The organism is Variovorax paradoxus B4, assembly GCF_000463015.1.
Lineage (GTDB): Bacteria > Pseudomonadota > Gammaproteobacteria > Burkholderiales > Burkholderiaceae_C > Variovorax > Variovorax paradoxus_E.
This window is the reverse complement of sequence record NC_022234.1, coordinates 86,212-98,782: the sequence shown is the minus strand read 5'-3', so window position 1 is coordinate 98,782 and position 12,571 is coordinate 86,212. Positions and strand designations below refer to the sequence as shown.

The 12,571-nt window shown below is 62.2% G+C and carries 10 protein-coding genes and 2 pseudogenes; all 12 read right to left on the bottom strand.

What is annotated here, in order from left to right:
• Positions 1-62: 62 nt before the first annotated feature.
• A complete protein-coding gene (locus VAPA_RS34610) occupies positions 63-1,631 on the bottom strand; it encodes a pre-peptidase C-terminal domain-containing protein (RefSeq protein ID WP_155248129.1) in 1,569 nt (522 codons plus the stop codon).
• Between the two features lie 678 nt (positions 1,632-2,309).
• Positions 2,310-2,636, bottom strand: coding sequence for a hypothetical protein (locus tag VAPA_RS27565; RefSeq protein WP_021003495.1), 327 nt, complete (start codon positions 2,634-2,636; stop codon positions 2,310-2,312).
• Positions 2,633-3,328, bottom strand: coding sequence for an orotate phosphoribosyltransferase (locus VAPA_RS27560; RefSeq protein WP_021003494.1), 696 nt, complete (start codon positions 3,326-3,328; stop codon positions 2,633-2,635). Before VAPA_RS27560 ends, VAPA_RS27565 begins: the two co-directional genes overlap by 4 nt.
• 14 nt (positions 3,329-3,342) lie before the next feature.
• Positions 3,343-4,248, bottom strand: a complete 906-nt coding sequence (locus tag VAPA_RS27555) for a helix-turn-helix domain-containing protein (RefSeq protein WP_021003493.1) — start codon at positions 4,246-4,248, stop codon at positions 3,343-3,345.
• A gap of 59 nt (positions 4,249-4,307) precedes the next feature.
• Entirely contained in the window at positions 4,308-5,099 is a 792-nt protein-coding gene (locus tag VAPA_RS27550; RefSeq protein ID WP_021003492.1) for a dihydroorotase, read from the bottom strand.
• A gap of 8 nt (positions 5,100-5,107) precedes the next feature.
• Positions 5,108-6,364, bottom strand: a complete 1,257-nt coding sequence (locus VAPA_RS27545) for a hydantoinase/carbamoylase family amidase (protein WP_021003491.1) — start codon at positions 6,362-6,364, stop codon at positions 5,108-5,110.
• Between the two features lie 11 nt (positions 6,365-6,375).
• The gene (locus tag VAPA_RS27540; protein ID WP_021003490.1) at positions 6,376-7,326 is read right to left on the bottom strand and encodes a dihydroorotate dehydrogenase; all 951 of its coding nucleotides are present in this window, start codon (positions 7,324-7,326) and stop codon (positions 6,376-6,378) included.
• Positions 7,319-8,227: a dihydroorotate dehydrogenase electron transfer subunit gene (locus VAPA_RS27535; protein ID WP_021003489.1), complete on the bottom strand. Its 909-nt coding sequence runs from the start codon at positions 8,225-8,227 to the stop codon at positions 7,319-7,321. The genes VAPA_RS27540 and VAPA_RS27535 overlap by 8 nt, the downstream gene beginning before the upstream one ends.
• Positions 8,227-9,474, bottom strand: a complete 1,248-nt coding sequence (locus VAPA_RS27530; RefSeq protein WP_041946644.1) for an MFS transporter — start codon at positions 9,472-9,474, stop codon at positions 8,227-8,229. The genes VAPA_RS27535 and VAPA_RS27530 overlap by 1 nt, the downstream gene beginning before the upstream one ends.
• A 1,087-nt stretch (positions 9,475-10,561) precedes the next feature.
• Positions 10,562-10,783, bottom strand: a pseudogene (locus tag VAPA_RS34140) (3-deoxy-8-phosphooctulonate synthase); the annotation flags it as partial.
• A gap of 73 nt (positions 10,784-10,856) precedes the next feature.
• Positions 10,857-11,536 (bottom strand): annotated as a pseudogene (locus tag VAPA_RS33640) (IS3 family transposase); the annotation flags it as partial.
• A gap of 54 nt (positions 11,537-11,590) precedes the next feature.
• Positions 11,591-12,481: an NmrA family NAD(P)-binding protein gene (locus VAPA_RS27515; RefSeq protein WP_021003484.1), complete on the bottom strand. Its 891-nt coding sequence runs from the start codon at positions 12,479-12,481 to the stop codon at positions 11,591-11,593.
• Positions 12,482-12,571 lie beyond the last annotated feature (90 nt).

The following is a 12,571-nucleotide window of genomic DNA, read 5'->3' as shown; positions in this document are numbered from 1 at the left end:
TCGGCGATTTTCCAACGAACGGCGAATGACGGCCTATGGCATAGGCCGTGGCCAGACGGGCATCAGTCGTAGCTGGCGGTCAGGCCGACCGACGAGTACGCGCTGCGTCCGTGGATCGCGATGTAGAAGTCACCGGGCAGGGGATTGCTGATCGCGATGGCTTCGTTGCTGCCGTTGACGTAGGGGCGATAGTCCCAGGCCGTCAACGACGGGAGTGCGCCGAGGCGGACGTACATGTCGCCATCACCACCGCCGACGGGGCCGGCCATGTTGATGTTCAGCTGCGCGATGCCGGGGGGGACCGTGATCCTGTAATAGCTCCAGCTGTCGGTGTCGCCTGCCAGGCCTTGGGCGGCCTGGTTGTTCAACAGTTGCGTAAGGGGCGGCCGGGTGTCCATCTTGAAGGAGTGCACCATGACGTCCCATCCGGTCGCAGCAGAGGTGCTGAGCCATGCCACTGCAAAATTCCCCACCGGATCCATTGCCAGGAGCGGGCTGGCTCCAAATTGGGGTTGCGGCGGGTCGACTCGAAATTCATCGGCAATTGGAGTTCCATCGCTGCGAAATTGTCTTGCCGCCAACGTAGAGCTCTGGGGGCCACCGACCACGCCACTTGATGCAATCCATGAAACGACAAAATCTCCATTCTCTGCAATCCCCGGATTTGGCCCGGGTTCGCCTTCGTGGATGCGTTGGTTGACTCGCACCAATCCGCCGGGGTTGCCATTCGCGTCATAGGGCCGCGCGTATATGTTCCAGGTGTAGTTGTCATCCTGGGAAGCGCTCCACGTGATGATGGATTTGCCCCCGGGTTCCACGGCAATACGGCCGCCTGAACTGTATATCGATCGGATGGCGCTGACGACAAGTGCCGGGGTCAGCGCAACACCTGCGCGGCTGAAGCGCTGCAACATGATGTTGGATTGGTTTGCCGTCGGACCGGGTCTGGTCGCAAATGACAATGCGATGTTTCCCGCATCGTCGGTGGCAATCGAACTCGGGCCGGAGAGTTTGTCCGGGGCATCCGATGCAACGATGACTTCAGGACCGATGGGCATCCCGCTGGGGTTGAATCGCCTGATTGCAATCGTCCGAGGCGCCCCTTCCGAGGCCGAGCGCGAGTAGGCTGCAGTGATATTGCCATCCGTATCCATGCTGGCGACTGTGCTCGATGAATCCGGGGTTGTTTGAAAACTGGAGAGCAGATTTCCGTCTCTGTCATAAGCCATGACTCTCCCAGGGTGGCTTCCAAAGACGAAATTACCGGCGCGATCAACCGAAAAGTTCGCATACGTCGGAGGCGCCTGGATCTGGTGTCTTGTCAGAAAAGGCGTTCCTGAGGACCTTATTCTTTGAGCGTATGTGGCATTTGCTGCGGCGTCGAACCAGATCAGAAGTTTTTCTCCGTTTGAGCCTGCGGAGAAGTAAGTCGGACGCTGATTGCCGGCCGTGGCGGTATTCACCATGACGGGATCGCCGAGCGGCGCGGCCTGCCCCTGAGAAGCAGTGACAAGTCCCGACAGGCAGCCCACTGACATCAAAAGTCGTCTCAGCAAGGTATGAGGCATGGATTCCTTCTTTCCCAGTTGTGATCTCGATGATTTGCTCTTCGATTGGCGGCTCGAAGTCATGATGTCTTGGTCGATGAAGTTGTCAACGTAGAGTTAAGTTGCCATCGGCGCTCCGCGTGGGTCCTTCCAGCAGCGGTGATGCACGGGTAATTCGAACCACGATCCCAGACATCGAGTTCGAAATGCACGGCTGCTCTCCTTGGGCGAGCGAATGACCGATTCGCAGTGATTGCCGGTATTCGAAGGGTTCGCGCAAATAGGTACTATCGACCAGGAGCAGTCGTTCGACTCAAGCCTCCAGTCGGGGCAGAATGACCGGCGTTCACGCACGAACGCTCACGGCCACGCCGTGCCATAGCTCCTCGAACTTGGTCACTACATCGGCTCCTCATTTCAACTTCGTCGGTGACTCATCCTGGGAGCGAACGTCAACCTCGAAGCTGGCAGCGTCGTCTGCAACTACCGCAATGAACGGCCCGAGCATGAAATTCTGGTTCGCCTAGGCTCGACGCTTCGTAGCATCGACTCCGAGAAGTTCGGCGCGATGCTGCGCGTATTGGCGCCAATGCCGTGCCCGCTCCCGGGACGCTTCTGCTGCCTTCGGCTGTCGTTCGAGCAGACTACGGCCGCTTTGAATGGGCCTCAGCACTCATCAAGCGAGTTGGTGAGACGCAATGTGCCAAGCAGAAGAAGCGTTGCCTTTGCTGGGACTCGATCGGATCCGTTGGCTCCAGCACATCAGAATGCTGTCACATTCCATTCGTAATCCATCGCGACTTCACTTAGCAGGCGTAAGCGCCCTGCCGGTTCGCATGCCAGTGCGGACAGAATCTTCTCGTTCATGCGACGCATTGTTGCCTTGGCTTCGTCAACGAATTCGGAGGAAAGTCCCTGGTCCTCATATCGCATCACAAATGCGCGTGCGGCAGTCCCGATGACGAAGTAGAGGCTCGCGTTGTCTGCATCCGCTTTCATGAGATCAATCGCTGACCTGTAGAGCGCCTTGAAGGCGTCGGTGCCCAGACTGGAGTCGTTGAATTGATCGCTGATTTGCCTGAAGTTCATGACGTTTCCTTTATGAGTGACTCATTGGCGCCCACCCCACCGCGAGCTTGTGACCACGCCGAAGGGTCCGATAGAAATTCATCCAGTTCGCCCAATGCGGCGGCGCCGAAGTCGTTGCGCGTCCGAGCAACGGCCAGGATGTCGCGCCAAGTGGCCAGCGCATGCACCTCGACGCCCAGCGTTGCAAGAAGCGCCCTGGCACCGAAGGTGCCGTAGTCGAAGATGACAAAGGCGTCCTGCACCTTGGCGCCGGCGCTGCGCAATGCGCCGATGAACGCGACTTTCGATGCACCCGCGGCCATCATGTCGTCCACCAGCAGCACCTTGGCGCCTTTGCGGATCACGCCCTCGACCTGGTTCATTCCAGCCGCCCGCTTGCGGACGTACTGCAAAGGCAGCTCGCGCGCCTGCGCAATCCAGGCGGCGAAGGCAATACCGCTGGCCTCGCCGCCTGCAATCGACGCAACCTCCCGCATGGCCTCGCCGGTCTGCAGTCGGTCGATGGCACGGGCGACGAGGTCTCTGCGAACAGCCGGAAATGAAATGAGCCGCCGGCAATCCATGTAGACAGGGCTGACCCAGCCGGACGGCAGGCGAAAAGGCTCGTCGGCACGAACCGTCACGCAGCCCGAGTCGATCAAGCAGGCGGCAACCGCCTGTGCTGGGTCTGGGGAAGCATGCGATGAGCTCATCCGTGGATTCCGATCTATTGAAGACGTTCGAGCAGCTTTCGCAGGTGCTGCGCACCCGCTTTGCCCTTGTAGGCAGACTTCCAGAGCTTGGCGATCATGTCCTCATACATGCGTACCGCCTCGGGAGATGCGGTGACGGTGGCGATACCATTCCTGACATTGGGCAATTCGCCGAGGCGGAACGGGCTGACCGCGAGCACGCTGCTTTCACGACCAGAAAACACCTGGAAGGTCGATGCCGGCATAGCGTCATCGATCAGTCCGATCTGCACGTCGATCGGCTCGCTTTCCATCAGGTCGGCGATTCGATCCACCTCGCGCCTTGCCGCGAGCCTGCGCACCGCCCGGGTCTTTTCTGGCAAGTCGACCCTGCCCACCAGGCCGGTCTGCACGAAGCGTTCGAGTTCGCGCAAACCGATCAGGCTGACGATGTGGGGCCTGCGCTTCTGGAAGAACGCGCGCCGCTCCGCCATGATCTGCAGCATCTTGTCGATGTCTGCCGCGCTGGGCGCCTTGGCTTGGCTCCCGGGCGAAGCTTCGACCAGCATCTCGCGCAAGAGCGGCAAGTAGCCGTCAGAGGTGAGCAGCAAGGAGATCGGCTCGAAGTGCGCCAGGATGCGATCGGCGGACTCTTCCAGCTGGCGCATTCGTTCGAACAGGCCAAGAGCGGTCGGGTAGTACTCGACTTCGACGCCGAGCAAGGACGCCATGGAGGTGTTCAGCAGCGCGGCCAGACGCTCCAGGGTCTCGATCTTGACGATCTCGCCCTTCTCCAGCCGATAGACCACCGCCCTGGAAATGCCCAGTTGTTCCGCGACGTCCTCGGCAAGCAAGGACGCGCCCACGCGATACGCCCTCAACCTGTTGCCCAGGGCCGCATAGTCGATGGACGACTTGTAGTCTCGGTCGGCAGCTTTCATCTCGTTTTTCACTCCCGGAGTCGAAAAAGAGACTATAGAGGATCGCGCACCGAAGGTCATCAGGAGGCGCTCCATGCGAGCTTGGTGCCGCCCAGGAACGGATGAATCGTGGCACCGCCCGGCACCGGAATGTCTTCAGGCACCAGATAGTCGGTGCGGGTCCACGTCACCTTGTCTTCATTCGGTGGCAAGCCGTAGAAGCGCGGGCCATTGAGGCTGGAGAAGGCTTCGAGACTGCCGAGCGCCTTCTCCTCGTCGAACACGGTGCAATAGCTGTGCATTGCAGCGGGCGCGTTGAAGATGCCAGCGCAGCCGCATCCCGCTTCCTTGAGCGCGCGGAAGTGAGGCGCCGAATCCGTGCCAAGAAAGAACCTTGGATCTCCCGAGGTGGCGGCCTTGCGCAGCGCCAGGTGATGGCGCTCCCGCTTGAGGACGGGAAGGCAATAGAAATGCGGCCGCAGCCCGCCAGTGAACATCGCGTTGCGGTTGAACATCAGGTGCTGCGGGGTGATCGTCGCGCCCAGGCGGCCGCTCGTATCGGCCAGCACGAAATCGGCGGCCGACTCGGTCGTGATGTGCTCCAGCACGACCTTGAGGGCAGGGAAGTCTTTCAGCAAGGGGCGAAGGATGGTCTCGATGAACACAGCCTCACCGGGGTCTAGCGCCGCGAGAATCCGCTCGCGGTAGTCCCGTGCCAGCGCAACCGTGGTGATCGGTGGCTTCAGGTTGGGCATGACGATGGCGCGAGCGAACTGCTTCGTCGTGTGCCGCAGCAAGGCTTTCAGGACCTCGCCGTCGCGCAGATGCAGATGCCAGTCGTCGGGTCGGCGCAGGGTGATGGATCGCGTCATCGGGCGCCTCATGCAAGTTGTGCGAATGAACTGTGCATGGCCTGCACGCCGAGCATGAAGTCGCCCATGTCCATGGCCTCATGCGGGTTGTGCGACCCGTTCTGGTTGCGCACAAATAGCATGCCGCTTGGAATACCGGCATTGGCAAACAGGGATGCGTCGTGCCCTGCGCCGCTGGGAATCACTTCAAAGCGTGTGCCCTGGTCCGAGCAGGCCTTCGAAAGAACGTCGCAGATGGACGTGTCCATGGTGGCGGGATCGCTCAGCAGGCGGCGGTCGAACTCGAAGCGAACGCCGCGCTCGCGCTCGATGGCCGTGCATTCGGTGCGCATCAGCTGGTAGAAAGCTTCCAGCGTGTCGGTGCTCTTGCTGCGCGCCTCCAGACTGAAGCTGACGTGCCCCGGGATGCGCGAGATCGAGTGCTCAGACGGATCGGTGGTCACGATGCCTGTCGTCACGACCAGGTCGGTCCCACGTTCGAGGAGGACGCGCCAATGTTCGTCAATGCGCATGATCAGGTCGGCCACTGCAAACATGGCGTCGTGACGTAGCCAGCGCGGCACCACGCCGGAATGCTGCGCGTCACCGTGGCACACGACCCGGTTGTGACGCACGTTGCCCCGGATGCCGGATACGACGGCCAATGGCAGCTGGCGCGCGATCATCACCGGCCCCTGCTCGATGTGAAGTTCGAGATAAGCCTTGACCCTGGATCTGTCGATGAGGACCTGTTGCGTGCGGATCGCCTCGATGTCGGCCCCGCAGGCCAGCATGCAGTCGGCCATCGTCTGGCCGGTCGTGCGTTGCTTGAGATCGAGGTCGGCCGTACTGATCTTGCCGAACAGCGCGCCCGAGCCTATGTAGGCCTTGCCGAACCATGCACTTTCCTCGCCACGGAATGCAACCACCTCGAGCGGCCGCCGGTAGCGCGTGCCACTGCGCTTCTGCTCCAGCAAGCACAGCAGTCCGGCGACAACGCCGGCGTAGCCATCGAAATTCCCGCCTTGCGGAACAGAGTCGATGTGGGATCCGGTCCACGAGACCACCGGCGAGGCGCCGGACCCGGGCAAGCGAAACACCAGATTGGCCGCCCGATCGGCATGCACGTCGAGCCCCTGCTGCTTCGCGAACTCGCGCAGGTACTCGGCTGTTGCCGATTCGCCGCGTCCATAGCTCTCGCGTGTGACGCCGATGCCATCGAAGGACAGATCGCGCACGTCCGAAAAAAGCATTTCAGCAATGGACTGAAGGCCGGGAACATTCATGGACGCGGCCTTCACCCCGATTGCTGTGCAAAGCGCAGCCAGCGGTCCGACAACTGCCGGTCGAGCTTGACCTGGCCGGTCAGCTCGCGAATGTTCTCGACGCCGATCTCCTGGCAAAGGGACTCGAGCCCGTCGATGATCTTCTGCATGGCGCCGGGATCGATGAACGAAGCGGTGCCGACCTGGACCGCGCTCGCGCCGGCCAGCATGAACTCGACCGCATCCTCCGCGGACGAGATGCCGCCACAACCGATGATCGGTATGCGCACGCTGCGGTAGCACTGGTGCACCATCCGCAGCACGATCGGTTTGATCGCCGGTCCCGACAAGCCCCCCATGACGTTGCCGAGCTTGGGCTTGCGGGTGCGGACATCGATCGACATGCCAAGCACCGTGTTACCCATCACCAGGGCGTCGGCGCCGGCCTCCTCGGCCGCCTTGGCGACGGCAGCGATGTGCGAGGCGTTCGGCGTGAGTTTGGCCCAGAACGGGTGGCTGGTGCGCCGGCGGATCGCGCCGACCACCTTGTAGGTGGTCTCGGGCGTCATGGCGAAGGCCATGCCATCGGCCTCCAGGTTCGGGCAGGAGATGTTGGCTTCGATCACCGCGACCTCCGGCAACGACATCTCGGCCACCGCATCTGCGAATTCGTCGACCGTGTCGGCGGAGATCGAGACGACGACCGGTGTGTCGTAGCGCGTGTAGGCGGGGAGCACCGACTCACGGTAGTAGGCCAGCCCCTTGCTCGGGATGCCGATCGAGTTGAGCATGCCGCTGTAGGTCTCGGCCACGCGCGGCGTCGGGTTTCCCGCGCGGCATTTCGGGGACACGCTCTTGATCACGAGCGCGCCAAGATTGTTCAGATCGAGCGCTTCGGCGTACTCGATGGCGAAGCAGCCCGAAGCGGGCATCACCGGGTTGCGAAGGCCAAGCTCTCCGACCCTGACAGACAGATCAGCCAAACTCCACCTCCCCGACGACGTCGCTGATGGGAAACACAGGGCCTTCGCGGCAGACACGAAGGAATTGCTTGTCGCCGTCCTTGTCAAACAAGCGCACGCACGAGAGGCACACGCCCATTCCGCACGCCATTCGTTGCTCCATGGCGACCTCGCCGCGCGTACCTGGAAAGTCTTTCAGCAGCTGTTGCAGGCGCATGAGGATGCGATGCGAGCCGCACGTGTAGACCACGTCGTGGTGCTCGGCGCCCAGCAGGCGCCGCACCAGCTGTTCCATGGCCTCGACCGAGGAGCTTCCGTCGCTGTCGAATACGCAGTGAACGTCGGCATCGACGCCGCGCAGGAACTCGTCGCGCATCAGGTCCTTCGGTGTGCGGGCCGACATGACGGAGGTGATCCGGATACCTGCCTTTGCCGCATGCTGGAGCAGCGGCGCCATCGTCGCCAGGCCTACGCCGCGCGCCACGACCATGATCCGCTGGAAACCCGGCTCCAGTCCAAAGGTGTTGCCGAGCGGCCCCACGATGTCCATCTGGCCGCCGACTTCGAGATGCGACAGCGCATGGGTGCCCGCACCGGTGACGTTGTAGAGAAACTCGACGGTTCCGGCCTCGGGTCCCACGCCGTAGACGCTCATGGGCCGCAGCAGGAACGGACTCAGGTCATGGGTGCTCGGGCACTTCAACTGGTAGAACTGGCCAGGCTTGGTGGCGGCGGCGAGGTCCGCTTTCGCGGTCAGCTTGAGGTATTTGTAGCGGTCGTTGACCCAGCGGTGTTCGCGGACTTCGCAGCGATGCGAGGCGACGCTGTATGCATTGCGCTGGAAGCAGTGCTGTGCCGTTGAAGAGCATTTCAACGCGACCGGCGCAAAGCCCGGCGATTGTTTTTCAATGGAGGCTTGCATCACTCGAGTTCCTTGCCTTTGAGCTCCGGAATGAGGAAGAGCGTTGCAACCATGTCCAGCACGTAGATGGCGGCAAGCAGGGCAATTGCCATCTGGAAGGAGTACGCCGACGCCAGTGCCCCGACGACTACCGGGCCGAATCCACCGACGCCGCGCCCGATGTTGAAGAGCACGTTCTGCGCCGTGGCACGCGCCTCGGTCGGGTAGGCCTCGGACATCAGCGCACCGTAGCCCCCCAGCATTCCGTTCACGAACATGCCCAGCACCGCGCCTGCCCACAGCATCGTGATTGGATCGCTCAGTTGCGAGTAGGTCAGCACCATCGCGACGGCGCCAGCCTGGAACAGGAGGAAACTGGGTTTGCGGCCGATGCGGTCTGCGATCTGGCCGAACACGAAGATGCCGGCCATCATCCCGAGGATGGTCACCGAGGTCCACATCGCCGACTTGGTGAGATTGAAGCCGAGCTTGTTGGCCAGGAAGCTGGGCATCCAGATCATGATGCCGTAGTAGCCGAAGTTCTGGACCGCGCAGAGGATCACGATGCCGAGGCTGGTGCGCGTCGTGCGCCTGTCCTTGACGAGCAGATGGAACGCCTTCAGCTTGGCGTCCTTGACCTTCGCCTTGCGAACGAAGACTTCGGGTTCGTGCAGGCGATTGCGAATGACCCAGGCCACGACGGCCGGAAGGATGCCGACCATGAACATGCCGCGCCATCCGATGTGCGGCAGCAGGAGCGGCGTCAGCAAGGCGGCTCCAAGCACGCCGAGTTGCCATCCCAGTGCCACGTACGAGGACACCCGTGCCCGCTTGTTGGCCGGCCATGTTTCGGCGGCCAGCGCCATGCCGATGCCGAACTCGCCTCCGAGGCCAATTCCGGCGATCGTGCGATACGCGAGCAGATCCCAGTAGCCCTGGGCGAAGGCGCACAGGCCGGTGAAGACGGCAAACAGCATGATGGTCCAGGTCATCACGCGAATGCGGCCGAAATGGTCGCTCAGCGAGCCGAACACGATGCCGCCGGCGACGGCACCAATGAGCGTCCACGTCACCAACGAGCCGGCCTGGCCGGCGCTCAGGTGCAGGTCGGCAGAGATGGCCGGGAGCATGAAGCCCAGGATGAGCAGGTCAAACCCATCCATCGCATAGCCGATCGCCGAGCCGGCAAGCGCTTTCCATGCATAGCCACTGACCTTTTCGCAGTCCTGCGGGATTGCCGCTGATTTGAGAGTCGTATCCACGTACATCGCTCCAGCAAAGGCGCCATTCGCACCCAGAGGTTGTTCGGCCGACGGGTGACTCCCATTAGCTGGGGCCTAAGCCGGTTCGAATTTCGATATTAGTCTCAAAAATGATATTTGCAAAGGATTTGGCATTGGGTTAAACCCCGGACGGCTCCTTGCACTCGCGAGGCCTTGCGCCTCGGCCGTTCGCTTGCCGCCGCGTCGAGACAATTGAACGAGAGGCCGAGGAAGACCCTCGACTTCCGCAAACCGGGCGATATGCGCACCTTCCTGGAGGACGGCGATGCCGTCATCTTGCGCGGCTACTGCGAACTTGAGGGCTTCCGGCGCATCGGCTTTTGGCGAGTGCCGCGGCACCGTCGCGCCAGCGCGCGGGTAGCAGTTTCCAGCTTGCGGAAAGGCGAAGAATCTACGACCCCGACGCGTGCGAACACCTATGACGCCTTCACGCCGCATACCTGCCATTGCACCTCGGGTGTCGAGGGACAGCAGCGGGCCCTTTGCGTTGGCGGGCCGTCCGGCTACAGTCGGCCAGGAGCAGAAGTACGTCCCGGGCCTCCAGTTTTCGTGCGAAAGCGTGCCGACGGTCCGCTATCCGTGGATACATTCACCCAGACGCGAAAGGCAGCTGGAGCACGCCTGTTCAGATAGGCCAACAGATGTTGAGGGAAACGTTGTGAAATTCGTATGTCCATGCGGAGCTGTTGTGCGAGACAACACTGACTATCAGGAACACAAGGCCTACTTCATCCCCGACCAACTGTACGAGGGCGCTGCGGAGAGAATCGAAGCAGGCGGTGAAGTCTGGGCGGAGATGAGACGCGTAACTCGTCCGATGTACCAATGCAGCGATTGCTGCCGATTGTTCCTGAGTGATGACGCTGGAAACTTGGTCTCCTTCAAACCGGACGACAGCACCCGGTTCGGGATTCTCAAGGGCAAACTATGAGTCGCAATTGACCAGCAAGTCTCGGCCAAAAGCCGCCCTTCAACGTCGCCCTCCAGTTCCACAAAAGCGCATGAAAATCCCGTAGATCTTCAACCTGTCCTGAGCTTGCCCATGCAGGTGCGTCGGGTCGCGACGTCACGTTCAGGCGCGGATATGCAGAGGCGCGAACGACTTCACCAAATCATCCAACGCCTTCAACTGCGCGAGGAATGGCTCCAACTGGTCCAACGGCAGAGCGCTGGGACCGTTGCATTTAGCCTGCGTTGGGTCAGGATGAGCTTCAAGAAAGAGGCCCGCTAAGCCCACCGCTAGGCCCGCACGCGCCAGTTCAGCCACTTGCTCGCGTCGCCCGCCAGAGACGGCAGTGACCTGCCCGATTTAATCGAGACAGTTTTTCCTGGAAGACGGCGGGTTGCAGTTCTTTGCGGAGTTCCAGTTTGAACTCCGCCGGGGTCAAGTATTGCAGGCTGCTGTGGGGACGGACCTCGTTGTAGTGATTGCGCCAGGCTTCGATCAAGACAGCGGCTTCGCGGCGCGAGCGAAACCACTCGATGGACTGGCACTCGTCGCGGAACTTGCCGTTGAAGCTCTCGTCGGTGCCGTTCTGCCAAGGCTTGCCCGGGTCGTTGAGCACAGTGGCGATGCCGGCGTGCGCGATCCACTCCAGGATGGCCTGGCTGACGAACTCGGGCCCGTTGTCCGAGCGCATGAACAGCGGTGCCCCGTGCAGGCTCACCAGGCGCGGCAGCACCTCGATCACCCGTTTGGACCGGATGGCCCCGGCCACATCGATGGCCAGGCGCTCGCGGGCCTACTCGTCCAGCACCGTCAGGCATTTGATCTGCTGGCCGCTGGCCGTGGTGTCGAAGACGAAGTCGTAGGCCCAGACCATGTTGGCCTTGAACGGCGTGGGATGCGCGGGCGCACCGAGGCGATGCGCTTGTGCGGCCGTTTCCGGGGCACCAGCAGGCCTGCCTGGCGCCACAGGCGATGTGTGCGTGACCAACTCAGCTCGAAGCCGCTGCGACGCAGGAACACGCGAATGCGGCGATAGCCGTAGCGCGGATATTGGGCCGAGAGTGCCTTCATCGCCGCGAGCACCGGCGCATCCTTGACTGGCCGGATCACCTGCAGGATACGCACCATCTTTGGTGCCGGTGCAGGAGCACCTCAGGTCTTCTCGAAAGCGGGCCTGAAGACCGCGGCCGCGAAATCCGCGAGCGTCGTCGGAGTGATCTCGGCCGGGCCTTTGTCGTACTCGCCATCCAGACGTCCCGTGGAGAACGCCGCGCTCATCTCCACCAGCTGCGCGGCGGCATTCGCGGAGAAGCCCTGCTGCATCAGCGCTGCCCTGCCCTGTTCCGGATCCGATTGGACATACGCGAGATCCGGCTTGCCGATGGCCGCGCCGAGCACCGCTGTGGCATCTTTCATCGTGTAAAGGCTTGGCGCGCGCAGATGGAGCACGTGCTTGCCCTTGCCTGAAGGCGTACGCAACTCGCGCGCCACGACTTGCGCGATGTCGGCGGTTGCCACCATCGGCAGCGGTGAGTCGGGCGCAGTCATGTCCGCATACGCGCCGATGGTCCGGATCATCTCGATCGCGATCAGGTGGTTCTCGAAGAAGTAACCAGGTCGCAGGTGCAGCACGTCCACATCGGCGAGTTCGTTCAGGCGCCGCTCCTGCCGGTGCAGGCCCGCGATCGGACCGGTCCCCGAGCTCAGGTTCGCGCCGACGCTGCTGAGATTCACGACGCGTTTCAGGCCGGCCGCAGCGATGGCGCGCGTGATTGCATTGCCCAGCCGATCCTGCTCGGCCGCCATGTCGTGCGCTGCGTAATCGGTAGGGATCATCGTGTAGGCAGCCGTGGCGCCCGCGAATGCGTGGGCCAGGAAGTCCGCATCGCCGATGTCGCCAGCCGCGATCTCCGCCCCCGCAGCCTTGACGGAGGCGAGCGATCCCGTATTGCGACCGACAACGCGTACCGGTGTCCCTTGTCCGAGCAGCAGTGCCGCGACTTTGGATGTGATGTTGCCGTTGGAGCCGAGGAGCACGTACATGGCAGTTCCCTTCATGGGTGATGTTGCGATGGGTGCCATGGTGCGCGTCGCGGTTGTTTTGAGAAAGCGCCTGCGGGAGAATTCATTGTC

Bases quoted from the DNA above. Each gene is read 5' to 3' on its own strand.
- VAPA_RS27565 (WP_021003495.1), bottom strand. From the start codon at position 2,636: ATGAACTTCAGGCAAATCAGCGATCAATTCAACGACTCCAGTCTGGGC.
- VAPA_RS27515 (WP_021003484.1), bottom strand. From the start codon at position 12,481: ATGTACGTGCTCCTCGGCTCCAACGGCAACATCACATCCAAAGTCGCG.
- VAPA_RS27545 (WP_021003491.1), bottom strand. From the start codon at position 6,364: ATGAATGTTCCCGGCCTTCAGTCCATTGCTGAAATGCTTTTTTCGGAC.
- VAPA_RS27530 (WP_041946644.1), bottom strand. From the start codon at position 9,474: ATGTACGTGGATACGACTCTCAAATCAGCGGCAATCCCGCAGGACTGC.
- VAPA_RS27555 (WP_021003493.1), bottom strand. From the start codon at position 4,248: ATGAAAGCTGCCGACCGAGACTACAAGTCGTCCATCGACTATGCGGCC.
- VAPA_RS27550 (WP_021003492.1), bottom strand. From the start codon at position 5,099: ATGACGCGATCCATCACCCTGCGCCGACCCGACGACTGGCATCTGCAT.
- VAPA_RS27560 (WP_021003494.1), bottom strand. From the start codon at position 3,328: ATGAGCTCATCGCATGCTTCCCCAGACCCAGCACAGGCGGTTGCCGCC.
- VAPA_RS27535 (WP_021003489.1), bottom strand. From the start codon at position 8,227: ATGCAAGCCTCCATTGAAAAACAATCGCCGGGCTTTGCGCCGGTCGCG.
- VAPA_RS34610 (WP_155248129.1), bottom strand. From the start codon at position 1,631: ATGACTTCGAGCCGCCAATCGAAGAGCAAATCATCGAGATCACAACTG.